This window comes from Aeromonas sp. 2HA2 (genome assembly GCF_029237345.1).
Taxonomy (GTDB): Bacteria; Pseudomonadota; Gammaproteobacteria; order Enterobacterales; family Aeromonadaceae; genus Aeromonas; species Aeromonas salmonicida.
The window spans coordinates 77,981-102,902 of the sequence record NZ_JAACGB010000008.1 but is presented as its reverse complement, the minus strand read 5'-3'; the positions used below and the strand labels follow the sequence as shown (position 1 = coordinate 102,902).

At 62.1% G+C, this 24,922-nt stretch carries 26 protein-coding genes; 11 read left to right on the top strand and 15 right to left on the bottom strand.

The features are described 5' to 3' along the window. Positions 1–35: 35 nt before the first annotated feature. From GWQ29_RS12385 to GWQ29_RS12375, 3 genes are all read right to left on the bottom strand, one after another. The gene (locus GWQ29_RS12385) at positions 36–776 is read right to left on the bottom strand and encodes a GNAT family protein (protein WP_265461981.1); all 741 of its coding nucleotides are present in this window, start codon (positions 774–776) and stop codon (positions 36–38) included. Beyond that, positions 766–1,203, bottom strand: coding sequence for a rhodanese-like domain-containing protein (locus GWQ29_RS12380; protein ID WP_113720610.1), 438 nt, complete (start codon positions 1,201–1,203; stop codon positions 766–768). The genes GWQ29_RS12385 and GWQ29_RS12380 overlap by 11 nt, the downstream gene beginning before the upstream one ends. Before the next feature lie 85 nt (positions 1,204–1,288). Continuing rightward, complete coding sequence (locus GWQ29_RS12375; RefSeq protein ID WP_275919539.1) at positions 1,289–1,777, bottom strand: OsmC family protein; 489 nt, start codon at positions 1,775–1,777, stop codon at positions 1,289–1,291. A 131-nt stretch (positions 1,778–1,908) separates the two neighbouring features. Between GWQ29_RS12375 and GWQ29_RS12370 the strand changes: the two genes are divergently transcribed. Both GWQ29_RS12370 and GWQ29_RS12365 read left to right on the top strand, forming a co-directional pair. Beyond that, a complete protein-coding gene (locus GWQ29_RS12370; RefSeq protein ID WP_275919538.1) occupies positions 1,909–3,336 on the top strand; it encodes a PLP-dependent aminotransferase family protein in 1,428 nt (475 codons plus the stop codon). A gap of 109 nt (positions 3,337–3,445) precedes the next feature. Continuing rightward, the gene (locus GWQ29_RS12365) at positions 3,446–4,324 is read left to right on the top strand and encodes a hypothetical protein (protein ID WP_265420658.1); all 879 of its coding nucleotides are present in this window, start codon (positions 3,446–3,448) and stop codon (positions 4,322–4,324) included. 8 nt (positions 4,325–4,332) lie between these two features. On the opposite strand, the gene GWQ29_RS12360 is transcribed toward GWQ29_RS12365, so the two are convergent. Further along, a complete protein-coding gene (locus GWQ29_RS12360) occupies positions 4,333–5,208 on the bottom strand; it encodes a LysR family transcriptional regulator (protein ID WP_275919537.1) in 876 nt (291 codons plus the stop codon). 126 nt (positions 5,209–5,334) lie between these two features. On the opposite strand from GWQ29_RS12360, the gene GWQ29_RS12355 reads away from it, so the two are divergent. From GWQ29_RS12355 to GWQ29_RS12340, 4 genes are all read left to right on the top strand, one after another. Next, positions 5,335–5,736, top strand: coding sequence for a CidA/LrgA family protein (locus GWQ29_RS12355; protein WP_017412989.1), 402 nt, complete (start codon positions 5,335–5,337; stop codon positions 5,734–5,736). Beyond that, positions 5,729–6,418 (top strand): LrgB family protein, encoded by a 690-nt coding sequence (locus GWQ29_RS12350; RefSeq protein ID WP_265420660.1) that lies wholly within the window; start codon positions 5,729–5,731, stop codon positions 6,416–6,418. Before GWQ29_RS12355 ends, GWQ29_RS12350 begins: the two co-directional genes overlap by 8 nt. A 58-nt stretch (positions 6,419–6,476) precedes the next feature. After that, positions 6,477–7,391 (top strand): hypothetical protein, encoded by a 915-nt coding sequence (locus GWQ29_RS12345; RefSeq protein WP_275919536.1) that lies wholly within the window; start codon positions 6,477–6,479, stop codon positions 7,389–7,391. Between the two features lie 77 nt (positions 7,392–7,468). Continuing rightward, entirely contained in the window at positions 7,469–8,353 is an 885-nt protein-coding gene (locus tag GWQ29_RS12340) for a hypothetical protein (RefSeq protein ID WP_275919535.1), read from the top strand. 164 nt (positions 8,354–8,517) lie between these two features. Here GWQ29_RS12340 and GWQ29_RS12335 read toward each other — a convergent pair whose 3' ends face one another. Both GWQ29_RS12335 and metB read right to left on the bottom strand, forming a co-directional pair. Next, a complete protein-coding gene (locus tag GWQ29_RS12335; RefSeq protein WP_113720616.1) occupies positions 8,518–10,971 on the bottom strand; it encodes a bifunctional aspartate kinase/homoserine dehydrogenase II in 2,454 nt (817 codons plus the stop codon). Then, entirely contained in the window at positions 10,971–12,143 is a 1,173-nt protein-coding gene (gene metB / locus GWQ29_RS12330; protein ID WP_111588996.1) for a cystathionine gamma-synthase, read from the bottom strand. The genes GWQ29_RS12335 and metB overlap by 1 nt, the downstream gene beginning before the upstream one ends. Positions 12,144–12,438: 295 nt before the next feature. Between metB and metJ the strand changes: the two genes are divergently transcribed. The 3 genes from metJ (at position 12,439) to GWQ29_RS12315 (ending at position 13,983) form a co-directional block, all read left to right on the top strand. Continuing rightward, entirely contained in the window at positions 12,439–12,762 is a 324-nt protein-coding gene (gene metJ, locus GWQ29_RS12325) for a met regulon transcriptional regulator MetJ (protein ID WP_005315809.1), read from the top strand. 39 nt (positions 12,763–12,801) lie between these two features. Next, positions 12,802–13,560, top strand: coding sequence for an AraC family transcriptional regulator (locus GWQ29_RS12320; RefSeq protein ID WP_275919582.1), 759 nt, complete (start codon positions 12,802–12,804; stop codon positions 13,558–13,560). A gap of 84 nt (positions 13,561–13,644) precedes the next feature. Next, complete coding sequence (locus GWQ29_RS12315) at positions 13,645–13,983, top strand: tRNA-binding protein (RefSeq protein WP_005315814.1); 339 nt, start codon at positions 13,645–13,647, stop codon at positions 13,981–13,983. Between the two features lie 72 nt (positions 13,984–14,055). Here GWQ29_RS12315 and GWQ29_RS12310 read toward each other — a convergent pair whose 3' ends face one another. From GWQ29_RS12310 to nudE, 3 genes are all read right to left on the bottom strand, one after another. Beyond that, the gene (locus tag GWQ29_RS12310) at positions 14,056–15,327 is read right to left on the bottom strand and encodes an aromatic amino acid transport family protein (RefSeq protein ID WP_125597580.1); all 1,272 of its coding nucleotides are present in this window, start codon (positions 15,325–15,327) and stop codon (positions 14,056–14,058) included. Positions 15,328–15,739: 412 nt separating this feature from the next. After that, entirely contained in the window at positions 15,740–16,552 is an 813-nt protein-coding gene (gene cysQ / locus GWQ29_RS12305) for a 3'(2'),5'-bisphosphate nucleotidase CysQ (RefSeq protein ID WP_275919534.1), read from the bottom strand. A 41-nt stretch (positions 16,553–16,593) separates the two neighbouring features. Continuing rightward, positions 16,594–17,202 (bottom strand): ADP compounds hydrolase NudE, encoded by a 609-nt coding sequence (nudE, locus tag GWQ29_RS12300; RefSeq protein WP_058394900.1) that lies wholly within the window; start codon positions 17,200–17,202, stop codon positions 16,594–16,596. A gap of 148 nt (positions 17,203–17,350) precedes the next feature. On the opposite strand from nudE, the gene yrfG reads away from it, so the two are divergent. Further along, positions 17,351–18,019 carry a GMP/IMP nucleotidase gene (gene yrfG / locus GWQ29_RS12295; RefSeq protein WP_275919533.1) on the top strand — a complete coding sequence of 223 codons (669 nt, stop codon included), beginning with the start codon at positions 17,351–17,353 and terminating at the stop codon, positions 18,017–18,019. A 197-nt stretch (positions 18,020–18,216) separates the two neighbouring features. Here the strand turns inward: yrfG and tyrS are convergent, their stop codons facing one another. Next, the gene (gene tyrS / locus GWQ29_RS12290; RefSeq protein ID WP_275919532.1) at positions 18,217–19,485 is read right to left on the bottom strand and encodes a tyrosine--tRNA ligase; all 1,269 of its coding nucleotides are present in this window, start codon (positions 19,483–19,485) and stop codon (positions 18,217–18,219) included. 160 nt (positions 19,486–19,645) lie between these two features. Between tyrS and GWQ29_RS12285 the strand changes: the two genes are divergently transcribed. Next, entirely contained in the window at positions 19,646–20,467 is an 822-nt protein-coding gene (locus GWQ29_RS12285; protein ID WP_275919531.1) for a helix-turn-helix transcriptional regulator, read from the top strand. Positions 20,468–20,529: 62 nt separating this feature from the next. On the opposite strand, the gene exeN is transcribed toward GWQ29_RS12285, so the two are convergent. The 5 genes from exeN to exeJ all read right to left on the bottom strand — a co-directional run bounded on the left by exeN (position 20,530) and on the right by exeJ (position 24,853). Next, the gene (gene exeN / locus GWQ29_RS12280; protein WP_058394896.1) at positions 20,530–21,288 is read right to left on the bottom strand and encodes a GspN family type II secretion system protein ExeN; all 759 of its coding nucleotides are present in this window, start codon (positions 21,286–21,288) and stop codon (positions 20,530–20,532) included. Between the two features lie 97 nt (positions 21,289–21,385). Then, entirely contained in the window at positions 21,386–21,877 is a 492-nt protein-coding gene (gene exeM / locus GWQ29_RS12275; protein ID WP_275919530.1) for a GspM family type II secretion system protein ExeM, read from the bottom strand. Then, positions 21,874–23,058 carry a GspL family type II secretion system protein ExeL gene (gene exeL / locus GWQ29_RS12270; RefSeq protein ID WP_275919529.1) on the bottom strand — a complete coding sequence of 395 codons (1,185 nt, stop codon included), beginning with the start codon at positions 23,056–23,058 and terminating at the stop codon, positions 21,874–21,876. The genes exeM and exeL overlap by 4 nt, the downstream gene beginning before the upstream one ends. Positions 23,059–23,178: 120 nt before the next feature. Further along, positions 23,179–24,204, bottom strand: a complete 1,026-nt coding sequence (gene exeK / locus GWQ29_RS12265; RefSeq protein WP_275919528.1) for a GspK family T2SS minor pseudopilin variant ExeK — start codon at positions 24,202–24,204, stop codon at positions 23,179–23,181. Beyond that, positions 24,194–24,853, bottom strand: a complete 660-nt coding sequence (exeJ, locus tag GWQ29_RS12260; RefSeq protein ID WP_125608847.1) for a GspJ family T2SS minor pseudopilin variant ExeJ — start codon at positions 24,851–24,853, stop codon at positions 24,194–24,196. Before exeJ ends, exeK begins: the two co-directional genes overlap by 11 nt. Positions 24,854–24,922 lie beyond the last annotated feature (69 nt).

Sequence of the window (24,922 nt, the reverse complement as noted above, 5' to 3'; positions counted from 1 at the left end):
AAGAGAGGCCCAGACCAACCCTGAGCCTCTGCATATCACCCGGCTTTCCCATGACAGGCGGTGGTCAGATCGGATAACCGCAGCCGCTGCCTGCCAGCCTCATCGAAGTTCTCCTCTGCCAACCAGCGCGCGAAACACGCCTGCAGGGCGGGCCACTCGCTGTCGATCACCGAGAACCAGGCGGTATCCCGACTGCGTCCCTTGTCTACCCTGTTCTGGCGAAATGTCCCCTCATAACTGAAACCGAGCCGCAGCGCCGCCCGCCAGGAGGGCTTGTTGAGGGCATTGCACTTCCACTCGTAGCGCCGGTAGCCGAGGGCAAAGGCGTTGGCCATCATCAGCGCCATGGCCGCCGTCGCCAGCCGCGACTGTTGCAGGGCCGGCGAGAAGTGCAGCCAGCCCACCTCAATGCTGCCCGCCTGGGGATCGATGCGCAGGTAGCTGGCCAGCCCCAGTGCCTTGCCGCTGTCGGCGTCCGTTTTTGCGTCCACTATGGCGTAGAACTGAGGATCCGCCTTGGCGATGCACTGTTGCAGCCAAGCCTGCATGGCCGCCTCATCGGCGAAGGGGCCACTGGTGAGATAGGTCCACATGGCCCCGCTGTCGGTGCCGAACGCCTGCCAGAGAGCGGGTCCGTGGCGCTCGGGATCCAGCGGCTCCAGCCGGCAGCCCCAGCCTGACAGTGGCTGATGGGGAGGAAACTCGGCCCCGCGCCAGTCGGGCAAGGGGACGCCAACCGCTTGGTCGAACTCGTTCAGATGATGATCAGCAGCCACAGGTCATTCCCCCTTCCAGCAAAACGCCCGCATCTTCACCAAGGGCGACGGCAAAGCCATCCTGACGCCACCAGTGCAGGCCACCGATCAGCTCCTTGACCTGAAAGCCCAGCGCCGCCAGTTTGTAGGCCCCTTGAGTCGACCCGTTGCAGCCTATGCCATCGCAGTAGCAGACATAAACCTTGTCCCGCGCAAGGGTGGCCGTCGTCGCCGGATTCATGGATCCATGGGGGAAAGAGACGGCCCCTGGAATATGCCCCAGCCGGTAATGCTGCGCGGATCGAGTGTCGATGACGACGATGCGCTCTTCTTTTTCCAGCAGATCGGCAGCCAGGTCCGCCGGGTCGGTGCGAAATCTCAGCTGGGCCTCGAAAAAGGCGCTAGCGTCCATCGGGCTGGCAAGACCCGTACTCAATACATGACTCATGGTGAAGCTCCTTGTGGCTAAACCCGGATCCGGGTGGTGGCGATGGTGTTGACCAGGCTGATGAGGTCGGAGCCCAATACATGGCTCATAGGGAAGCCTCCCGTGGCCACAGTACGATTTGGGTGGTCACTGTGGTCCTGACCGAGTTGGCGATGAAGCACTCCTCGTGGGCCTGGTGGTGCAGTTGCTCCAGCTCGGCCAGGGTCGGCTGGCGTGCGCCGCCAAACAATACCTGCGGGCGCAGGGTCACCCGGGTAATCGACTGACGCCCCCGTTCATCCTCCTCCATGACGCCAATCGCCTGATCCCGATAGCGGTCCACCAGATAGCCTTGCTTGGCCACCAGCCAGAGAAAGGTCAGCATGTGGCAGCTGGAAAGGGCGGCCACAAAGGCCTCCTCCGGATCGACGTGCTCGGCCACCGACCAGGGCAAGGGCACCACGTGCGGGGAGGAGGAAGCGGCCACTCTGACGCCGCCGTCGAATTCCCATTGATGGGCCCGACTGTAGCGCTGATCGAGGAAGCGCTCGCTGGCACCTCGCTCCCAGCTGATGATGGCGCTGTATTCCGACATGCAGACTCCTTTCGTTGCCAATATGGTTGCTCATGTTCCTTGCGCACCAATGTAACGGGATAATGGCCTTGCCACGCCGACCAATTTTGCCAATATGGGCAGACCAATTATGCCAAGCGCCGGAGATAGCCATGCCCGCCCTGCCAACCCTGTTTGCCACTCAGCAAGCTAGCGAGCTGCCGCTGCACGAGCAGCTGGTGCGCACCCTGCGCGGTGCCATCCTGGCCGGCCATCTGCCCCAGCACAGCCGGCTGCCCGCCAGCCGTATGCTGGCAGGGGATCTGGGGGTCTCCCGCAGCACGGTAGAGCTGGCTTATGGTCGGCTGGAGGCGGAAGGTTATCTGGTGCGCAAGGTGGGGGCCGGCAGCTTTGTAGCCCTGGCAACGGTGTGCCCGGCGCCACGTCCGCCCCAGTCGGCGGCCGGACTCTCCCGCCGTGGTCAGGAGATGGCGGCAGGCGGCGCCTGTCATGACACACCACTCGTCGGCACCTCGTTTGCGTCCAGTCAGCCTGACTCCCGCCTCTTCCCCCATGCGCTCTGGGGTCGGCTGATGCAGCAGCAGTGGCGTCAGCAAGGCGAACGCTGGATGAACTATGGCGACCCGCAAGGCTTGCCTGAGCTGCGGGCCGCCATCAGCAGCTATCTGGTGCAGTCCCGCGGCGTGGTGTGCGAACCGGATCAAATCCTGATCCTCACCAGTTCCCAGCAAGGGATACTGCTGGCGACCCAGCTGCTCATCGATGCCGGTGATACCGTCTGGGTAGAGGATCCCGGCTACCCCGGGGCCCGTACAGCCATGGAGAGCGCCGGTGCCAGAGTGCACCCTGTGCCAGTGGATGGGGAGGGGCTCAACCCGCTGGGGCAACACCCGGCGCCGCGCCTCATCTACACCACGCCGGCCCACCAGTACCCCCTGGGCGTGCCCATGAGCCTCGCCCGCCGAATGGCGTTGCTGAGAGAAGCCAAGCGTCAAGGCGCCTGGATCCTGGAGGACGATTACGATGGGGAATATCAGTACGATCAGCGCCCGCTGCCCGCCTTGCAGGGGCTGGATAACCAGGGGAGAGTCATCTATGTGGGGACCTTCAGCAAGGTGCTGTTCGGTTCGTTGCGACTCGCTTATCTGGTGCTGCCAAGGCCGCTGATGAGTGCCTTCTGCCAGGCCAGGGCTGCCTTTGATGGCCACAGCAACCAGTTGCAGCAAGCGGTCACGGCGGACTTCATCCGCGCCGGTCACTTCGCCGCCCACCTGCGCCAGAGTCGGCTCATCTACCAGAGCCGGCGCGACCTGCTGCTAACCGAGCTCGCCAGTCACTGCCCGCAGCTCACCCCGGTTCACAGCGGCGCCGGGCTGCAATGCGCCGTGCTGTTGCCCGCTGGCGGCGAGACCCGCTGGACCAACCCCGCCAATGCCCGGGGCATAGGTCTTCGTCCACTCGGACAGTTCTATCTCGGCGAGCCAAATCTGGAGGGCTGGCTGCTCGGCTTTGGCGCCCTCGACAACCAGACACTGCGCCAGCTATGTCGCCAGTTGGGAAACTTGATGAAGTCGTCCTGATGGCGGTGTGAACGCACTCTTCGCCGAGCAGATGCGTGGCCTGCGACCGGGCAAGACCCAAAAACAGCGAACTATAATGGATGCAAGATAGTCGTTGAGCCTAGCCGAGATGTATAGATTCCTGTTTCTGACCCTCTGCTTTTTCCTCCCTTCCATTCTGATGGCAGCCACCCGTTTCACCTACATCAGCCCGGAGAGCGAACGGGATCCCCGCATGACCTATGACAGAGAGCTGCTACGACTGGCGCTCGACAAAACCCGCGACATGTTTGGTGACTATGAGCTGGTGCCCGCCCCCATCATGACCAAGGACAGAGCGCGCCTCAGCCTGCAATTCAACAGCTTTACCAACCTGTTCGTCATGGACAGTTACAGCAGCAGGCGCAATGGGAAGGGGCTGGCCTATGTCCGCTTTCCCATTCATCTGGGCATCGTCAGCTACCGCATCTGCTTCGTCAACCCCCGGCAGCAGGCGGCCATGGCTGGGGTAACCGATCTGGACGGGTTGCGCCGTTTCACCTTTGGCCAGGGCAAAGGCTGGCTGGATGTGGAAATACTGAGCCATGCCGGTCTCAAGGTCGTGGAGGTGGTGAGTTACGAGATGCTGTTCAAAATGGTGGCTCGTGGCCGTTTCGATCTCTTGTGCCGTGGCGCGAGCGAATTGCGCAGCGAACAGCTTACCCACAAGGACGTTGCGAACCTGCTGGTAGACGACCATCTGCTGCTCTACTACCCGCTACCTCGGCTCTTTTACACCAACATGGCAAATGGTGATGCCCTGAAACGGGTAGAGGTCGGCCTGCACCGGGCATGGCAGGACGGATCCCTGCAAGCGCTGTGGCGCCATAGCTTCGGCCCCGCCATCGCCTTTGCCGGGCTCAAGCAGCGGCGCATGCTGCGACTGGAAAACCCCTTCCTCGAGGGGATCAACTTCGACTATCTCCCCTACTTCTACAACCCCATGACGGATCGCTTCGGCAAAGACTGAGCACGGTGTCAGCCCTGCTCGCGGCAGAGCGCGAGCCAGGCTTCGGCGGTGCGGGAGAGATAGCGATCGCTCGGCCAGATCACCCCGAGCCGCCAGCTGAGTTCAGGCAAAAGCGGCCGCAGCACCAGCCCGTCCGGTGTCAACCGACGGCAGATGGGTTCGGGCAAAAAGGCGACCCCCATGCCGCTGCTCACCATGGCGGTGAGAAAGTCCCACTGGCTGCTGCGGGCTGCCACCTGGGGCACGAAGCCCGCCTGCTGGCATGCCTGCTCCAGCCGCTCGCTCAGGGTGAAGGCCAGGGTGTAGAGCAGGAAGGGTTCATCACGTAAATCCTCCAGCCGGATCTCGCTGCATGCGCGCCAGCGCGGCAAGTCCGGCAGCACCACCTGAATGGGATACTGATCCAGCTCCAGCGCGCTCAGGGCGCCCCCCTCCCGGGTTGGCAGCATGGTGATGGCGAGATCCAGCTCCCCCGCCAGCACAGCCTGCTCGATGCGCCGACCACCATATTCGACGATGGAGAGCTCCACCTTGGGGTAGCGGCTGCGATAGGTACGAATGAGATCCGCATAGACGTGGCCCACCATGGGCGGTATGCCGAGAGCCAACCGGCCAAATTGCAGGCTCTGCAGATCCGCAAGCTCGGCCTCCAGCTGCTGCATCTCGGCCAGTATGGTCTGGGCCCGGTTGAACAGCACCTGGCCGCTGTCGGTCAGGGTGAAGCGGCGCCCCTCGCGGTTGAGCAAGGGTTGGCCCAGCTCCTCCTCGATATTGCGGATCATCTTGCTGATGGTGGGCTGGGTGACGAACAGCTTCTCGGAGGCTCGGGTGAAACTTTGCTCCCGCACCAGTTCCACAAAGTAACGCAGGGCTCGGATATCCATGGTGCTCTCTATGCTGGCCGGAGCCTTTATCATGCCTCTTTGGCATGAATTTGATAATTTAAATTCATTTTTTGCAGGTTTAACCCGTCTCTATACTGTGAGCCAGTTCACAGAAAGACACCCATCATGAAAGCCCTCTGCATTCGCTGGTTCCAGACTCCCTTCCAAATCGCCCTGCTGGCCGCCATCTGGCTGCTGGCCGATGCGGCGGTACGTACCTTCCACCTGCCGTTGCCCGCCAACCTCACCGGCATGCTGGCACTGCTGGTCCTGATCCTGCTCGGCGTGGTCAAGACCCAGTGGTTCAGCGCAGGTGCCCGCTGGCTGCTGGCCGAGATGCTGCTGTTCTTCGTGCCGGCCGTGGTGGCCGTGGTCAACTATCAGGATCTGCTGTTGCAGGAGGGGTGGCGCATCATGCTGGTCTTGCTGATCAGCACCACTCTGGTGCTGGGCACCACTGCGCTGGTGGTGGACAGGGTCTATCGCCTCGAACTGAAGCTCGCCCGCCGGAGTCGCCGCCATGTCTGATACCCTGCTCGGCCTGCTCTGCTTCGCCCTTACCCTGCTGTTCTACTACGCCAGCAAGTGGCTCTATGGTCGCAAGCGCATACTGCCCCTGATGCCGCTGCTGTTGGCGCCCACCCTGCTGGTGGCCGTGGTGCTGCAGTTTCACATCCCCTATCAGGACTACATGGCTCAATCCCACTGGCTGCTCTGGTTACTGGGACCGGCCACCGTCGCCTTCGCCGTGCCCGTCTATGAGAACCGCCAGCTGATCCACCGGCACTGGCTCTCCCTCTCGGTAGGCGTCGTCGCCTCCGTCATCATGGCAGTGGGCAGCACAGTGCTGCTGGCGCGATGGTTGCACCTCTCCGACATGTTGCAGCGCAGCCTGGCGATGCGCTCCATCACCACACCGTTCGCAGTGGAAGCGACCCGCGCCATCGGCGGCCAGACCGATCTCACAGCGCTGTTTGTGGTGCTGACCGGGGTGATCGGCATGGCGGTGGGGGAGAGCGTGCTCACCCTGCTCGCCATTCGCAGCCGCCTCGGCAAGGGGGCCGGTTTCGGCGCCTCGGCCCATGGCGCCGGTACCGCCAAGGCGTACCAGATGGGTAACGAAGAGGGCGTCGTCTCCAGCATGGTGATGATGATAGCGGGCATGGTGACGGTGCTGCTCGCCCCTCTGCTCGGCCGGATGTTCTGGTAGCACGGGCAAACAGGCTGGGCACACTACACTCAAGCAAGAGTGTGTCTGGAAACATCGCATGATCCGTTATGGCCTGTTCCCGTTCTGGTTGCTGCTTGGCAACCTGCTGCTGACCCAGCCCTTGCTGGCGGTCGAGATTTTTACGCATGCCAGCCCGGAGAGCGAACAGGACAAGCGGGCATCTTATTACCGTGACCTGCTGCAGCTGGCGCTGGATAAAACCCGTGTCAGCTACGGCGAGTATGAGCTGCAGGCCGCACTGCCCATGAATCGGGTACGGCTGCGGCTAGCCATACAGCAAGGAAGCTACCCCAACTTTTTTGCGGTGGATAGCCAGCGCCCGGCCAGTGAAGCCGACTCTCTCGACTATGTTCCCTTCCCGGTAGACCTCGGCATACTGAGTTATCGGATCTGTTTTGTCAGTCCCCAGCGTCAACAGGCACTAGCCAGACTGACCCGCCTTGATGAGTTGAAAAGCTTCCTCCATGGCCAGGGGCGGGGCTGGCAGGATGTCACCATTTTGCGTCATGCAGGCATGCGAGTGCAGGAGGTCGACAACTACGAGCGCCTGTTCAAACTGGTAGAGCGGGGCCGGATCGACCTGTTCTGCCGGGGGGCCAACGAGCTGCTTACCGAGCTGGAAACCCACAGGGATCTCACCCGCCTCACTGTCGATCAACACATAGCCCTCCACTATCCCTTCATCCACCTCTTCTATACCCACAAGGGGAACAAGCACGCCCTCAAACGCATCCAGACAGGACTGTTACTGGCCTGGCAAGATGGCTCCTTGCAGACCCTCTGGCTCAAGACCTTCAAGCCAGCCCTCGACTTTGCCAGACTGGATAAACGACGGCTGTTCCGGTTGGAAAATCCGCAACTCCGGGAGCTGGAGATTGACTACCGCGACTACACCTACGATCCGCTCAGGGGCACCTTTGGCTCAGGAGGCACGAGAAACGGCGAGCCCTGACGCCAGGTGACACAGACGCAGTAACACGGCCGCAGCCACTATATTCAGAAGAGTCTATTTTTCGACAGGAGGTCGTGATGATCTGGTTTTCTCTGCTTCTCCTCTTGTTGACCCCGTCAGCGCAGGCTGCCACACCGACTCTGTTCACCCACATGAGCCCGGAGAGTGAACGGGATCCCAGAGTCACCTATGACCGTGAACTGCTGCGACTGGCGCTGGAGAAGACTCGCGCCAGCCATGGTGACTTTCAATTGCGAGCCGCACCACCCATGACATTGGCCAGGATGTGGATCAGCCTGCGCTTCAACCACTATCCCAACCTGTTTGCCATGGACAGCTACCGCTCAGACCGTGACATGACGGGGGTCGACTATGTTCGTTTCCCCATCCATCTCGGGATCGTCAGCTACCGCATCTGCTTCGTCAGCCCCCAACAGCAGGCAGCCGTCGCCAGCGTCACCACTCTGGATCAGCTGAAGAAGTTTACTCTCGGCCAGGGCAAGGGCTGGCTCGATGTACAGATCCTGAGGCAGGCAGGGTTCAAGGTGCAGGAAGTAGAAGGCTATGAGCTGCTGTTCAAGATGGTGGCACGCGGTCGCTTCGATCTCTTCTGTCGCGGGATCAACGAGTTGCCGCAGGAGAAACTGAACCACAAGGAGATCAGGGACCTGGTCATGGATGAGAGCATAGCCCTCTACTATCCCCTGCCCCGGGTCTTCTTCGCCCACAATGCCAATCGGGAGGCCATACAGAGAGTAGAGGCCGGGCTGAAAGCCGCCTGGCAAGACGGTTCGTTGCAAATCCTCTGGCTCAACACCTTCAAACCTTCCCTCACCTTCGCCCACCTCGATACACGCCGCCTGTTTCGGCTTGAGAACCCCTTCATCAAGGGGATAGGCTTCAACTACCAGGCTTACTTCTACGATCCGGTCCACAGTCGGTTCGGGCCGGGCGAGCCATAGCAAGAGGGCGCCAACCGGGCGCCCTCTGTTTATTTGCGGTGACAGCACCAGATCCGAGCGCCACTTTCCCCACCTCAGAGATCTTCCCAGAGACGGACGCAGACCCGCCACAGAACGCGCTGTGTATGGCGGCGGCCGTCACTTTTCCCGCCTCAGAGATCTTCTCAGAGGCTGGCGCAGATCTGCCACAGGTCATACTGGATGGCGGCGGCCGTTACTTCACGCCCTGCCCCCGGCCCCTGTATCACCAGCGGGTTGGTACGATAGCTGTCGCTCTCGATGGCGAACACGTTGTCACAAGGCAGCAAATTGGCGAACGGGTGGTGAGGCTCCAGCGCCTCCAGCCCGACCCTGGCCTTGCCATCGTGCTCGAAGCGGGCGACGTAGCGCAGCACCTTGCCAACCCGACGCGCCCCCTCAAATGCGGTCTGGATCGGGTCATCCAGATCCTTGAGCCTGTCCATGAACTGATCCGTGCTCACCTTGCGCAGTGTCACCGGCACCAGGTTTTCCAGTTCGATATCCGCGGAATCCAGCTCGAAGCCCGCCTCCCGCGCCAGGATCAGCAGCTTGCGGCGCACATCCTGGCCGGAGAGATCCTCACGGGGGTCCGGCTCGGTCAGACCGTGCTGCCACGCCTCGTCCACCAGCTCGGAGAAGGGGCGCGTGCCGTCATACTGCTGGAACAGCCAGGAGAGGGTGCCGGAGAAAATACCCGAGACCCCCTGAATGCGGTCGCCGCTCTGGCGCAGCATCTGGATGCTGGACTGGATCGGCAGCCCGGCGCCCACTGTGGCGTTGTAGCGCCACTGCACCTGATGATCGCGGCAGGTCTGCTTGATGCGCTGGTAGAACTCGCTCTCGGCGGCACCGGCAAACTTGTTGGCGGCGATGATGTGAATTCCGAGCTGGGCGAAGTCCGGGTAGTAGCGACTCACCGTCTCGCTGGCGGTCAAGTCCAGGGCAATCAGCGTATCGAAACTGTGCTGCTCCAGCTGGGTCAGCAGTTCGGGCCAGATCAGCGGTTTGGGGTTGAACTTGTCCTGCACCTTGAGGGGATCCAGCCCCTCTTCGTCCAGCAGCCCCCCTTCGGAGCTGAACACCCCGTACAGGGTCAACGCCAGATTGAGCTCGTGTTCGAGCCGCGCCTTCTCGCGGGCATAGAGGGTGAGCCAGTGGCCGCCTATGTTGCCCTTGCCAAATACCACCAGTCCGACCCGGGTCGGGCGGCTGAACAGGGCGCTGTGCAGGGCGATAAGAAGCGGCTCCAGCACCACCTGACGCAGCACGGCCACCAAGCTCAGGCCATCTCTGGCCACCTGCACGAACTCCAGCGGCTGATCCGCCAGCAACTGATAGAAGCGGTGACACTGCTCGGCGTTGTCGGTGACACCAGCCCCCACCAGGGCCACCAGACTGAATCCCTCTTTCTGGATAAGGCCAGTGAAGCTGCCCTGCAGCTGGAAGTCGCGCAGTATCTCGAACGCCCCTTCCGCCACTTCCAGGGTATAGGCCAGACGCAGTACCCGCCGATCCGGCTGACGCTGCAGGGTGAGCGGGTTGAGGCGGTGGCGGGCCAGATGGGCCTCGATAGCCGCCACCGTCTGCTCATAGTGGGTCTGTGGCAGCACTTTCAGCTCAATGAGAGCGATCTGATCCACAGAGGAGACGATGCGGGCACCACCGGAGCGCGGCGCCCGGCGCAGTATGTGAGTACAGCCCTCATCCGGGTTGTAGCTGCAGCGCAGGGTGAGACGCTGGCGACTGTCCGCCACCGGTTGCAGGGTGCGCGAATGCAGCACGGACGAACCGAGGCGAGCCAGCTCGTTTGCTTCTGCCAGACTGAGACGCTCCAGCAGGCGCGCCTCCTTCACCCGGCGCGGATCGGCGCTGTAGACACCGGCCACGTCGCTCCAGATGGTGGTGGATTCGCCATCAGCCAGGGCTGCCAAGAGGCTGGCGCTGTAGTCGGAGCCGTTGCGCCCGAGCAGCAGGGAGCGCCCCTCCATGTCGGCGGCGATGAAACCGGTCACCACGATGCGACCGGCATGTTCGGCCAGACGGGCCTTGAGCAGTTCACTGGAAAGGGCCGTATCCACCTTGACCAGGGCACCATCCTCGGCACGCAGGAAGCTGCGGGCATCAAGCCAGATGGCCTTCTCACCGCGGCTGGTGAGCAGGGCGGCCAGCAGGCGCGCCGACCACACTTCGCCAAAGGCGAGCAGGCCGTTGCGGGCGAAGCGGTCAAACTGCCCCTCCAGGGTCTTGGCGATCAGCTGCATGTCGTCGGCCAGCTGCTGGCTCAAGTCGAGCTGCAGCTCTCCCTCCAGCAGGCCATCGATCAGGCTCTGCTGATAAGCTTGCAGCGCAGAGATGGCTTCACCGGCCGCCTCATCCCCCGCATCGGCCAGCTCCACCAGCTGGATCAAGCGGTTGGTGGTCTTGCCGGCGGCGGAGACCACGACGAGCTCATCCCCGCCAACCTGCTGTTCGACGATAGCGGCGACCCGGCGATAGCAGACCGGATCCGCCAGACTGCTGCCACCAAACTTGTGTACCTGCCGCCGCTTCAACCCTGCTTGTGTTGCCACCGCTATATCTCCTTGCTGCTGTTCCATTACTTCGCCACCTGTTCTGCCAGCTGCGCCTGTTCAAAAGCCTGAGCCAGATCGGCCACCAGATCTTCACCGTGTTCAATACCCACCGACAGACGCAGCAACTGGGCGCTGATGCCCGCCGCCTGCTGCGCCGCCGGTGTCATGGCCCTGTGGGTCATGCTGGCCGGATGGGCCACCAGACTCTCCACCCCGCCGAGAGACTCGGCTACCGAGAAGAGGGTGAGGGCCGCGAGGAAGGTGCGTAATCCCGCCTCGTTGCAATCGAGTTCAAAACTTAGCATGGCGCCGAAGCCGGACTGTTGACGGCGCGCAATATCATGGCCTGGATGGCTCTGCAGGCTGGGATGATAGATTTTTTTGACCAGCGGCTGTTGCTGCAGGAAGGCGAGAATGCGGTCCGTGTTCTCCTGATGGGCGCGCAATCTGGGAGCCAGGGTGCGCAGGCCGCGCAGGGTGAGGTAGGAGTCGAACGCCCCGGAGGTGAGCCCCAGACAGTTGGCCCACCACACCAGTGATTCAGCCAGCGCGGGATCCTTGGCAATGGCCACCCCCCCCACCACATCGGAGTGGCCGTTGATGTACTTGGTGGTGGAGTGCACAACCAGATCCGCACCCAGCGACAACGGCTGTTGCAGCAGCGGAGAGAGGAAGGTGTTGTCCACCACCACCTGGGCACCCACCTCATGGGAGGCGGCGGCGATGGCGGTGATGTCCACTACCCGCAGCAAGGGGTTGGAAGGGGTCTCCACCCACACCAGCGCCGGCTTCTGTGTCAGCGCCTCTGCCAGTGCGGCCTCATCACCCTGATCGACAAACTGCACCCGATAGTGGCCCTTGGCAGCCAGATACTCGAACAGGCGCCAAGTACCGCCGTAACAGTCGTGAGGGGCGATCAGCAGATCCCCCGCCTTGAGCAGAGCCGTGGTCACCAGATGGATGGCCCCCATGCCAGTGCCGGTCACAACGGCGCCAGCGCCTCCTTCCAGCGCCGCCAGGGCGTCCGCCAGATTGGTGCGGGTCGGATTGCCGGAGCGGGCATAATCGTATTGACGGGGCTCGCCAAAGTCGGCAAAGGTGTAGTTGCTGGAGAGGTAGATGGGCGGCACCACGGCACCGTGCTGCGTGTCTGTTTCAATCCCGGTGCGTACCGCCAGGGTGGCCTTATGACTCATGCTGCTCTCCTTGGCTTTGTGACTGGGCGATTGATCCGGCTCGATTTCCGATGCAACGTACCGGCAGGGTAGCCTGGTGGGTCATTTCCGCTCTCCTTGATGTGTCTCGGGACTGTGTCTGCGGTTTCTCTGCCACACTCATCCCCGCCATTGCTGGCTCATGGTGAACCACACTACGCCACTGCAAAAAAGCCGTCAACACTTCTGGACGTCTAAATGGCTTTGCTGTTGGATTGCCATTAATTTCCTTAAGGGTTAAAATCCGCGCTCACGGCCAAATGAGAACAGGTGAATCATGGGTACAGAGTGGAACGGCGACTACGTCAGCCCCTACGCAGAACACGGCAAGAAGAGCGAACAGGTCAAGAAGATTACTGTCTCGATCCCGCTCAAGGTGTTGAAGGTGTTGACCGATGAGCGCACCCGTCGCCAGGTGAACAACCTGCGTCATGCGACCAACAGTGAGCTGCTCTGTGAAGCCTTCCTGCACGCTTTCACCGGTCAGCCGCTGCCCTGCGACGACGATCTGCGCAAGGATCATCCGGACAGCGTCCCCGCCGAGGTGCGCGCCATCATGGAAGCGCTGGGCAAAGAGATCGAAGATTTCGACGCAGAGTAATACCTGCGACCTATGCCAAACAGCAATCCCTCTTTGAAGATGACGCGGCCCCAGGCCGCGTCATTGCTATCTACCGCCTCCCCCTTCAGCCTGCGCCACTACCAGAGCGACATCAGCAGCCACAGCCACGACTTCGCCCAGCTGGTGATCCCCCTGGACGGCCCCCTCGAGATCGAGGTGCAGGGCCAGGGACGTCGCCTTGCCCCCGGTTTTGTCTGCGTGATAGCCCCCGGCGAGCGGCACGACTACGCCGCCGATCCGGCCCTCTCGTTTCTGGTGCAGGAGAGCGACTGGCTCCCCGGCGATCTGGCGGCCCGCCCCTTTATCGAGCTGGACGAGCCCCAGCGCCACTACCTCGCCTTCCTGCACCGCATGGTGGCAGCGGGTCGACAGGTGGTGGGCATGGAGCAGGTGTGGCTGGACCTGCTGGCACAAGGGCAAGGAATGCACTCCTCTGTACCTCCTCGCCTTGCCGCCCGTATCCTCAAGGTGCAGCGCCATATCGAGGCCCACCTCGCCGAGCCCCTTGGCAATGAGCAGCTCGCCGCCATCGCCTGCCTCGGTCAGAGTCAGTTCAAGCACACCTTTCGCCAGCAGCTGGGGATGAGCGTCTCCCACTACATACGGGCACGGCGCATGACACTGGCACGCACCCTGCTTTCCCACACCCAACTGCCCATAGGCGAGATCGCCAGTCGCTGCGGCTACCAGAATCAGGGAGCCTTCGCCGAGCGCTTCCTGACCGAGAGCGGGCTGGCTCCTTCCCTCTGGCGCCAGCAAAACGGCCTTTTGCCGTAACAGGGCGGCCAGCCACCGAAGACAGCCAGCGCCGTTTCGAGGCATGCTGAGGCCAATGCAAGGTGTATGAAACGAGGAGCCAAGATGCAGACCATAAGCTGGCAGCAGTTCGAGATGATAGAGCTGAGAGTGGGCACCCTGGTGCGGGTCGAGCCCTTCCCCGAGGCACGCCGGCCCGCCTACAAGGTATGGGCGGATTTCGGCCCCGAGCTCGGGGTACGCAAGAGCAGCGCCCAGATAACGGATCTCTATCAGCCGGAGGATCTGGTGGGGCGCCAGATAGTCGCCGTGGTGAACTTTCCCCCCAAACAGATAGGCCCCATCCAGTCGGAGTTTCTGCTGACCGGTTTCTACCGGGCTGACGGTGCGGTTGTGATGGCCATCCCTGAGCAGGCGGTGGAGAACGGCGCCAAGCTGGGCTGATGCCCTTGGCCCCATGAAAAAAGAGAGGCGACCCCGGGGTCGCCTCTCTCATTTTGTTGCCGCAGCTCGCCGTTACTTCAACAGGCTGAAGATCAGCGCCGAGACCGCCAGCGACCCGGTCAGCAGGATGAAGCCGTTGGTCCAGCCCTGGCGGAAGCGGGCCAGCGCCTCCACCTTGTAGACCGCTATCACCGGCATGATGAAGAGGATCATGGCGATGACGGGGCCGGAGAGGGTCTCCATCAGACCCAGGATACCCGGGTTGATGACGGCTGCACCCCAGATGGCAAAGAACATCAGGGCGATGCCGAGTTTGTCCGCCTTGGCCAGCGACAGGCCGGTGGGCTTGGCGATCAGGCTCTTGAGGCTCTCGCGGGCACCGAGGAAGTGGCCGAGGAAGGAGGAGCTGATGGCGATAAAGGCGATGAGCGGCCCCAGCGTCACTATCACAGGGTTGTCAGTGATGTTGGCCAGATAGGAGAGCACTGAGACGTTCTGGGCCTTGGCCTCGGCCAGCTGGGCCGGAGTGAGGCTCAGCACGCAGGAGAAGACGAAGAATAGCACGAAGCCCACCAGCATTATGGTGGTATTGCGCAGGATCAGGCCGCTCTTGGCCTCCGCCTGCTCGCCATATTCCCGGCGCTGCACGTTGGCAAAGCCGGAGATGGCGGCGGCGTGGCTGAAGGCAAACACTGTCACCGGCAGTGCCAGCCAGACGGTATTAAGGAAGCTGCCGCCATCAAAGGCGGTGACTTCCGGCCACTGCCACTGGGGAATGAGATAGCAGGAGAGCGCCGCCAGAATGGCTGCCAGCGGATAGACCATGAAGGCAAAGGCGCGCAGCATCGCTTTCTCCCCGGCCATCATCACGGCGATCATGGCAAACACCAGCATGCCGGAGAGCATCACCCGGTTCGGGGTCGCCATGCCGAGCTGGTTGACCATGAAGCTCTCGACCGTGTTGGTCAACCCGACGCCGTAGATGAGCAGTATGGGGAAGATGGAGAGGAAATAGAGCGCCGAGATGAGCCGACCGGCCATCTTGCCGAAGTGCTCCTCGGCCACCTCGGTGAAGTCCGCATGGGGACGGGAGGAAGAAAGCACGAAGCGGGCCAGCCCGCGGTGAGCCAGGAAGGTCATGGGACCGGCCAGTACGGCGACTATGACGAGGGGCCAGATGCCCCCCAGACCCAGGTTGATGGGCAGAAAGAGTATGCCGGCGCCGACGGCGGTGCCAAACAGGCTGATCACCCAGTGGGTATCATGGCTGCGCCAACGGGCAGTGCTGGTAACGGCTGGCTGGGAAGCGGACAGCTCCTTGACGACATCTACAGATAAACTCATTACTAATCCACTTTTTGTCAGTGTTTTAATCTGAGCATATTGTGGTTTATCAGGATTTAATTCTCAAAATAAGGGACTGAAACATATCACTACCATAACGCGCTCAAGCCAGTGAGATAGGGAATTCAATCGGGATTGGATGATCGTGTAAAACTACAAATAAGAAAAAATGCGATATATAAATCCAAATTTACATTCATACTCACTTTTTTATTTTGACCAAATGATCGTTCGCAGGATTACCTGAAAATCCATGCCAAATCTTCCCGCTCGATGATGACGTTCCACTGTCATTCACGTTCTTTGCCAGTGGATACTCCTATGCTTACCTGATAAAAGCAGCGGATCACACCAGACAATCAGGCGACCATGAGGTCGCCTGATTGAGTCTTGCAGTGAAATGTCAGCCAACTCAGTGAGCGAGGATAGTGCCCCAGGCGAGATCCGGATCTCCCATCACTATGAAGTCCGGGTTCTCCAGCGACTCGGTTTCGTTGTAGCTGAGCGGTTGCAACGCCAGGCTGAGGATACGACCACCGGCCGCCTCGACGATGCACTGGGCAGCGGCGGTATCCCACTCGCCGGTGGGGCCGAGTCGCACATAGCAATCGGCGGCCCCTTCCGCCACCAGGCAGGACTTGAGGGAGCTGGAACCGAGCGGGATCAGCTCGTAGTTGATGGCCGGATTGAGGCAACGGGTCAGGTTCTCCAGCTTCTGGCGACGGCTGATGGCCACCACCAGGGAGTCTGGCTGGTCATGTTCGTGATGCATGGCGCTGATGGGCAAGGTCTCGCCGTTCACCTCCTTGAAGGCGCCGTGACCACGCACCGCCCAGTAGAGCACGTCAGACTCGGGGGCGTAGATGACACCAAGCACCGGCACATTGTCCCGTACCAGGGCGATCAGGGTGGCGAAATCGCCGCTGCCGGCAATGAACTCACCGGTGCCGTCGAGGGGATCCACCAGCCAGTACTGCCGCCAGTTGGATCGCTGACTGAAGGGCACATCGGCCGCCTCTTCGGTCAGCACGGGTACGTGGGGGGTAAGCGCCGACAGCGCCTGTTTAAGGTAGGCATCGGCAGCAAGATCGGCACTGGTGACCGGGGTCGCATCCTCCTTCAGCTGACGCTCGAACTGACCGCCGTGATAGATTTCGTGAAGGATACGTCCCGCTTCGCGGGCGATCTCCTTGACCCCTGGAACCCAGGCCAACAACTCCTGCATCTTGTTATCCTCTGTTTTTATTGCCTTTGCCCACGTTCGGGCTAGTTTTCCTGCTCCGCCAGCCACTTCTGGGCCAGCAGCAGGGCACTGATGCTGCGCGACTCGGTAAAGTCGGAACGCGCCAGCAATTCATCAATACGGTTGAGCGGCCAGGGGATCACCTCCAGGGGCTCGGGTTCATCGCCGACTCGCTGCTCGGGGAAGAGATCCCGTGCCAGCAGTATGTCCATCCGACTGGAGAAGTAACCCGGCGCCAGTGACACCTGCTTGAGGGGGATCAGGCTGTTGGCGCCAAAACCGGCCTCCTCCATCAGCTCCCGGTTGCCCGCCTCGAAGGCGTTCTCGCCCGGGTCGATCAGCCCCTTGGGAAAGCCCAGCTCATAGCTGTGAGTGCCAGCCGCATACTCGCGCACCAGCAGCAGGGTGTGGGCGTCATACAGGGGCACCACCATGACGGCGCCCCGGTTGCCACCCCGCATCCGCTCATAGACTCGCTCCTCGCCATTGGAGAATTTTAGGTGCAGGGATTCCACCTTGAACAGCCGGCTCTCGGCCACTATCTCGGCCTTGAGGATCTCCGGCTTGTTCTTGTCGAGATCCAGGGTCTCGACACAGATATGCTCGGGCTTGCTCTTGTGGTGGTCACTCATCGGGCGTTGGCTGCTCGTTAAAAAATAGTGCTTCAAGAGTAAACGACTCCCACACCGAACACCACGGGGCAAGGGTGGGAAAACGGACGGAAAAATCCGTTATAATGCCGCCCCGTTTTCCTCCCGAATATTGACACCAAGAGGCCCCATGCCGACCCAGCTGCCCTGGCACCAGATAGACACAGTCCTGCTCGATATGGATGGCACCCTGATCGATCTCCATTTTGACAACCACCTCTGGCAACAACTGGTGCCGGCACGCTACGCAGAGCGACTCGACCTGCCGCTGGACCAAGCCAGAGCACAGATCGATGCCCACTATCACGCCGTCAGCGGCACCCTCGACTGGTACTGTGTGGATTACTGGAGCCAGACCCTGGGGCTGGATATTCGCGCCCTCAAGCAGGAGCTGCTGGAGAAGATCCAGTGGCGGCCCAACGTCATCCCCTTCCTTGCCGAGCTGCGGGCGGCTGGCAAGCAGCTGGTGCTGTTTACCAACGCCCACCCCGCCAGCCTGTCGGTCAAGGAGGCGCGGCTCGGGCTCGCCGGGCATCTGGACCTGATGGTGAGCACCCACGAGCTGGGCTGGTCGAAGGAGAGCCAGCACTGCTGGCAGGCGCTGGCTGCTCGACTGGCGTTCGATCCGGCCCGCACCCTGTTTGTGGATGACAGCGAGCGGATCCTGCGCGCCGCCGCCGACTACGGCATCGGCTATCAGCTTGCAATCCAGAATCCGGACAGTTGCCAGCCCGAGCAGCACATCACCGCCTTCCCGGCGATCCGTGACTATGCCGAACTGCTGCCGCTGACTATTTGATACCGATACGGGGACAGGATTCACCACCCTCCCCGATGTATTCCGTGACTACGCCGAACTGCTGCCGCTGGCTACTTGATACCGATACGGGGACAGGATTCACCGCCCTCCCCAGCATGCAAAGCGGCTGACAGGTTAGGACGCACAATGGAAAGGGCTGCCCAGGCAGCCCTTTCTCGTTGATGTCGGGAAGCTGGCTAGCCCAACCACGCCACCAGCTGGTACTGCTTCTTGCCCCTGCGCAGCAGCAGATAGCGATCAAACAGCCGATCCTCGGCACTGAGCTGATCATCCTGCCTGATGGCGCCATTAAGGCTGATGGCTCCCGCCGCCAGCAGCTCGCGGGCGATGCGCCTGGAGTTCGCCAGACCGCAGCTGACCAGCAGGCTGACCAGATCAGTCTCGCCGCGGACTGTGCTGCTCGGCATGCCATCCTGCGCCAGCTGGGCAAGATCGCTCTCGCCAAGGCGGGCCACGTCGCCGCGAAACAGCAGCTCACTGATGCGCTGCACCGCCGCCAGCGCCGCCTTGCCATGCACCAGTTCGGTCAGCTCATCCGCCAACACCTGCTGGGCCTGCTTGCGCCCCTGCCGCTGGGCATCTTTCGCCTCCAGTGCATCAATCTCGGTCGGCGACATAAAGCTGTAGTAGCGCAGGAAGCGGTAGACATCCTCATCCGCGGTGCCGAGCCAGAACTGGTAGAAGGCGTAAGGGGAGGTGAGTGCCGGATCGAGCCAGACCGCGCCACCCTCGGTCTTGCCGAACTTGGTGCCGTCTGCCTTGGTGATAAGGGGCAGGGTCATGCCGTGTACCTGCGCCTGGTGGAGGCGGCGGGTGAGATCCATGCCGCTGGTGATATTGCCCCACTGGTCGTTGCCGCCAATCTGCAGGGTGCAACCGAGTCGCTGGTGCAGCACCGCAAAGTCGTAGGATTGCAGCAGAGCGTAGGAGAACTCGGTGAACGAGATGCCCTGATCCGGGCGAGCCAGCCGCTGACGCACCGACTCCCGCGCCAGCATGGCGTTGACCGAGAAGTGCTTGCCGATATCCCGCAGAAAATCGAGGGCGGACATCTGCCCCATCCAGTCGCCATTGTTGACCAGTTGCGGGGCCGACAGGCCATCATCGGCGGGCAGCAGCGCTCTGATTTGGGCCGACAGGCTGGCGACCCAGCCCTGTACCGTGTCGGTACTGTTGAGGCTGCGCTCGGTCGCCTTGAAGCTGGGATCGCCAATAAGGCCGGTCGCACCGCCTACCAGTGCCACCGGGGTGTGGCCCGCCAGTTGGAAGCGGCGCAGCATCAAGAGCGGCACCAGATGACCGATATGCAGGCTGCCGGCAGTGGGATCGAACCCGCAATAGACTGTGCGTGGCGTGGCGAGGTGGGAGGCCAGGGCCGCCGGGTCGGAATTCTGGGCCACAAGGCCGCGCTCGGTCAGCTCATCGAGCAGGTGGGGGTTGATCATGGGTTCTCCAACAGCAGGGGGAAAAGCCGTCATCCTCGCCGTTCTGGCCGGAGGCGGATATGTCCCCTGAGGGACAGTTTTGCCACTCTCGTGCTAGCATTCAGCCATAGTAGGGAAATGTTCCCCGCCACCGGGAACCCACCACCGTGACTCAACGACCATGACTCCGCCATTCGCCACTGATGCCCTGACCCACAGCATGACCGAGGTGGTCGATGCCCTGCACGGCAGTGCCTTTCCGGCGGCCCTGGTGCGTCTCATCCAGCAGCAGGTGGCGTTCGACTGCGCCCTGCTGCTCGGGGTCGGGCAGCGCCCCGTCTACCTCTACGACAACCTGAGCCACCAGCGGGCCCTGCTGTTTGACCGCTACCTCACCAGTCACTTCAGTCAGGATCCCTTTATGCAGGCGCTGGAGCAGGGCTTGCCTGCCGGCGTCTGGACCCTGGCGCAGGTGTCACAAGGGCGGCTCGATCCTGAATATCGTCATCACTTCTATCAGGCCACCGGCTGGCAGGAGGAGGTGGGACTGATCCTGCCAGTGCGGGACGGACTGACGCTGATGCTGTTTCTCGGCCGCCTCGACAAGCGCAGCACCCCGAGCCAAAGCGAGCTGGCGAGGCTGGAGCAGTTGTTTCCGCTGGTACATTCTCTCTGTCGTCAGCAGTGGCAGCAGAGCCAGCCACTGCTGGCCCAGAGCACCGCGCAGCCGGACAGCGCCAGCCTCAAGAGTGCTGTGGAGCAGGCGATTGAAAGCGTGGGGGGCGATAGGCTCACCCGCCGGGAGCGGCAGGTGGCGGGGTTGCTGCTGCAGGGGCTGGATACCGAGGCGATCGCCACCGAGCTGGGGATTGGCAGCGGCACTGTGAAGAATCACCGCAAGCACCTCTACGGCAAGCTGCGGCTCGGCTCGCGGGCCGAGTTGTTCAATCTCTTTCTGAACCACCTGATCACGGCGCCGGTTGGCGACATACAAACCCCATAACGACATAACCCCGCAGAAGCGGGGTTATTTTCATCATGCGTCCACAACACCAGACAATATCGTCAGATACGCCCCTGGTAGCGCAGCGGGAAACGGCCCTGACCGTCGGGTTGACCGAGGAAGGGCAGTCCCTGCTTCATCTCTTCCGGCAGCTCAGGGCCAGGTTTGAGAGAGCCCTGGAACAGGTACTGGCGATTGGCCTGCAGTTCCAGTTTGCCCATCACCTGCACCGCCTCCGAGCTTTGCTTGAGTTCGGCCACCAGACGGGAGTCGATGCAGGTCAGCTTGATCTCGGGATCCCCCAGCGGCAGCTTGCCGGCCGAGGTATCGGCATCGGCGCCATACCAATAGAGATTGCCGTAAAGGTTGTCACACCAGGGGTTGCCCTGGGCAAACTGATCGACCTTGAGCTGCAACTGACCCGCCACCGTCAGCGGGAACGGCAGCCGCATGGGCACCCGATCCAGCACCCAGGGCGCGGGCACATTGAGGGTAATGTCGCGCCCAAAGGCGGCGCCATTCCAGCCGACCACACCCTGGCCATTGAGGCCGCTGCGATCGCCGAAACGCAGAGAGACCTCGGGGGCGAAACGCAGCAGTGACCAGCCGTTGAGCTCCCAGCGCAGCTGGGTCAGCGACTCGCTGGCATATTGCAGCCGGGCGACCTGGCCGCTCCAGAGGGTACCGCTCACCCCTTCCAGCTGCACCAGGTTGGGCGGCAACGGCAGATGGCGCACCACCAGAGTAGCGGGCAGCTTCACCAACAGAAAACCGAGATAGGCCACCAGAAACAGGGCGGCGATCAGTACTTTTTTCTTCATAGAAAATGACTCAACTGAAAATGTCTGGCCTTGACCAAGCCCGGAGCCCCACAGGGACGAAATACCGGGCACTCGGCGGCACTCAGCCCGCTGGATGTCATTGGGGACGACTCAACTGCAAGCGTCTGACCTTGACCAGGCCCGGAGCCAGATTCTCACGGGCCACCTCGATGACCTGCACCTGGACACCGTGCTGATCGGCTAGGCTCGCCAGCCAGATCAGCAGATCATCGAACGGCACTGTGTCGATCCACACCTGCAGCTCCTGACCCTGGGGTTGCAGACGGGCAATCTTGATTTTCTGGTTGAAGGCTGTGCGGTTAACCACCCCTTCCAGGGTGCCGCTGGTGTCAAGCTGACGGCCCTGACCGCCCTGCATCGCCAGCACCTCTTCCCCCTTATCTTTCAGCCAAGCGAGCGTCTGTTGCTGACTCAGCACCTGCCGCTCGCGCTCGGCGATGCGGTTGGCGATGGGCTGCCAGACGACCCAGTAGCAGAGCCCGATCAGCAGGCAGCTGCCACCCACTGCCACCAGCCGCTGCTCGCGGGCGCTGATGCTGCGCCACCAGCCTTGTAGTTTGTCCATCATGATGATTTACCTTTCAGCACCAGTGCCCCTTCAACCTTGCCCTCTGTGCTGCGCACCTCACCCTGCTGCACCTCGAAACGCTTGCCCGCCAGCTCGCGAAAACGCTCTATCTCGGTGAAACCGGGCGCAGTTACCTGCAATCTCAGCTCGCCCCGGGTGGCGTCAAAACGCAGCACCTGTGGCTTGAGACCCGGTACCTCGGCGAAGGTGGGAGCCAGTTCGGTCAGCAACAAGAGCACGCCATCCTGCGGGGTCTGCCCCAGCAACTTGAGGTGCTGCGCCATCTGGCTGCGCACGTTCACTATGCGGGTCTCCCCCGGGAAGATACGGGTGTAGACCTGCCGGATCTCGGCTTTGAGAGCCTTGTCCTGCTCCGCCAGCTGATAGAGATGCACACCGCGCTGGGTCAGCGCCACCAACAGCAGCAAGCCGGCGACCACGGCAACCTTGCGCCACTGCAACCAGTAACGGGAGTATTCGGTTTGCGGCCGGTAGGGGCCCTGCAACAGGTTGGCCTGACAGTTCAACGCCCCTTTGGCCAGCAGCAGCATGGGCAGTTCGGGATCCGCCGCCTGCCAGTTGGCAGTCGGGATCGGCGGTACCGGGGTATGGCTGTGGATAGTAACCGGTTCGGCTTCGACCGCCAGCAACATGGCCAGCAGCGGCTCGTCGGCCACTATGCCCTGACAGGGGCCCTGGCGCAGCAGCCACTCCTTGCCCAGTTGCAGGGCTGACCAGCCGTCTGCGGCCTGAGGCAGCGCCAGCACGTCCGGCAGCAGTTGCTGGCTCTTGAGGCCCGCCGCCTCCAGCCAGCCCAGCCAGGTCTGCATCTTCTCCTTGTCGACCGCCATCAGGTCCACATCGTGGCCCTCGTGGCCCAGCACCACCAGATGCAGCTCATCCACATCGGAGGCGATTTGCTCCTCCAGCAGATAGGGCAAGGCGGCCGCGGCCTGGCGACTGTATTTGCCCGGCAGGCTCACCCGCCGGAAGATAAGGTCGCTGCCCGGCACCAGGGTCACCACGGGGCGGCCACCGGCACGCTCCCGCAGCTCGCCGAGGGCATGGGCCGAGGCCAGGGTACCGGAGGCAATGATCTCCTCCTCCTTCGCCGACCACACCAGCCACTCGACCGGTTGCTGCGCATTGGTCCCCAGACGGATGACCAGACTCTCGCTCACAAATATCTCTCCTGCCATTCCCGTCCGCATCCAGAGGATGGGCGGGAGCGCAGCCTTTGGCTGCTGTCCAATACGGATTCAGAGCGGGTTCGGCCATCAGCCGTCACCCACACCTGTTTGTTATTCGGCGCCACCGCTGAGGCGGCGCAGCATCACCAGCTTGTTGTCCTTGCCACGCACGAAGACACTCTCCAGCCTGGCCCGGGTATCACCGACTTCGGCGATCAATTTGGCTTCGAAATAGCTGCTCTTGACGTCCAGCGCCGCATCCAGCCCCTGGATGTTGCTCACCTGCACCGGCATCTGATCCGTCATCGCTTTCTTATCCTTCCACCCCTTCTGGGGGCGGCTGGTCAGCACCCGTTTGGCGTCATCGAGACCAATCTTGTCCTGATAAAGCGCCACCAGCAGCGCGGCCTGCTCCGGCTTGATGGTGTTGATGTTCACTACCAGCTTGTCGGTCGGCAAGGCGCACACATAGGGCGCCAGCCGGGCATACAGTTTGGCACTCACGCCGCGCACTGCCCTCAGCTCATCCGTGCTCAACATCCACTGGTTCGCTGTCAGATAAGGGGGCGTCAGCCCTTCGTAATAGGCATCTTCGGCACCGTAGCTGGAGACCAGCGCCGTATCCTTGTCGGTCCAGTCGCGGATGGCATCGGTCAGCTGCACCGCCTCGTAATCCTCGACTTCGAGCTGCTTGAGCAGGGCGCGAAACGCCTTGACCTGATAGGGCTGCTTCTCGAGGTCATCGCCGCTCACCCCGTCTTTCAGGGGCACGCTCAGGCTGTTGAGGTTGAAGCAGGATTGCAGATCCCGCACCCGACCGGTCAGCTTGCCGTCATCCACCGGGAAGACAGCATCCTGCCTGGCCCAGTTCTGGCCCAGACTCACCACATTGGGGTCGTCCTTGAAATCCTGAGCCAGCACCTTGCTCACCAGGGCTTCCGCCGACATGGCATACCACCAGGCCTGCTTGCCGGCGGTGAGGTTGCCGGTACGGCGCAGCTCCAGCTGCAGGCGACCGCTCATGTTGCTGGCGATGATCACCATCACCGACAAGATGAGCAGCACCACCAGCAGGGCCATGCCGCCCTGGCGGCGGCAAGATGGCATGCTGCCAGCCGCTGTCCGCTTAGTTCGCATTTTCTGCTCGCTGGCCACCGGCCCCTATCAGGAACTGGCGGCGAAGGGTGCCGTAATCTTCCAGATCCAGCTCCACCGCCAGGCCGTAAGGCAGCACGTTGCGCTGGGTCCACTCTTCCTTCCAGGCACCCTTGTCGTAGAAATAGAGCCGCAGCGCCGTCACCCGATCCAGCATGGGCTGAATACGCGGCTCTGTGCCTATCACCGGATCCGGATAGAGGTAGCTCAGCCGCTCCAACTTGTGATCCTTGAGCCGCCAGCCAACCCGCTGCAAACCGGAGCGTGGCAGCATACCATCCGGATTGAGCCAGCCACCGCGAATGAAGGCCATGCCCCAGTCATCGCTCTGCTGGCCAAAACGGGACGCCGCCAGCAGCACCTTGTTGTTCTCGCCATCGATACGGCCACTGCGGGGTACCATCTGGGTGATGTCCCGCTCCATCAGGGTGAAGGCAAGCTGCAACTCGGAGAGACGAGCCTCTTTCTTCTTGGCCACCTCGTCACTGGTGAGCACCCCCTGCAGCACCTGATAGGCGCCCATGCTGAGGCTGGCGAAGATGGCGATGGCCACCAGCATCTCCAGCAGAGTAAAACCACCCTGACGGCCATGATGCCGAGCTCGCGGCCTGGGTACTGGCGATGGCCTCATCGGCCTCTCCAGCAGAGTAAAACCGTCCTGACGGCCATGATGCCGCACTCGCTGCCTTTGCGCTGGCGA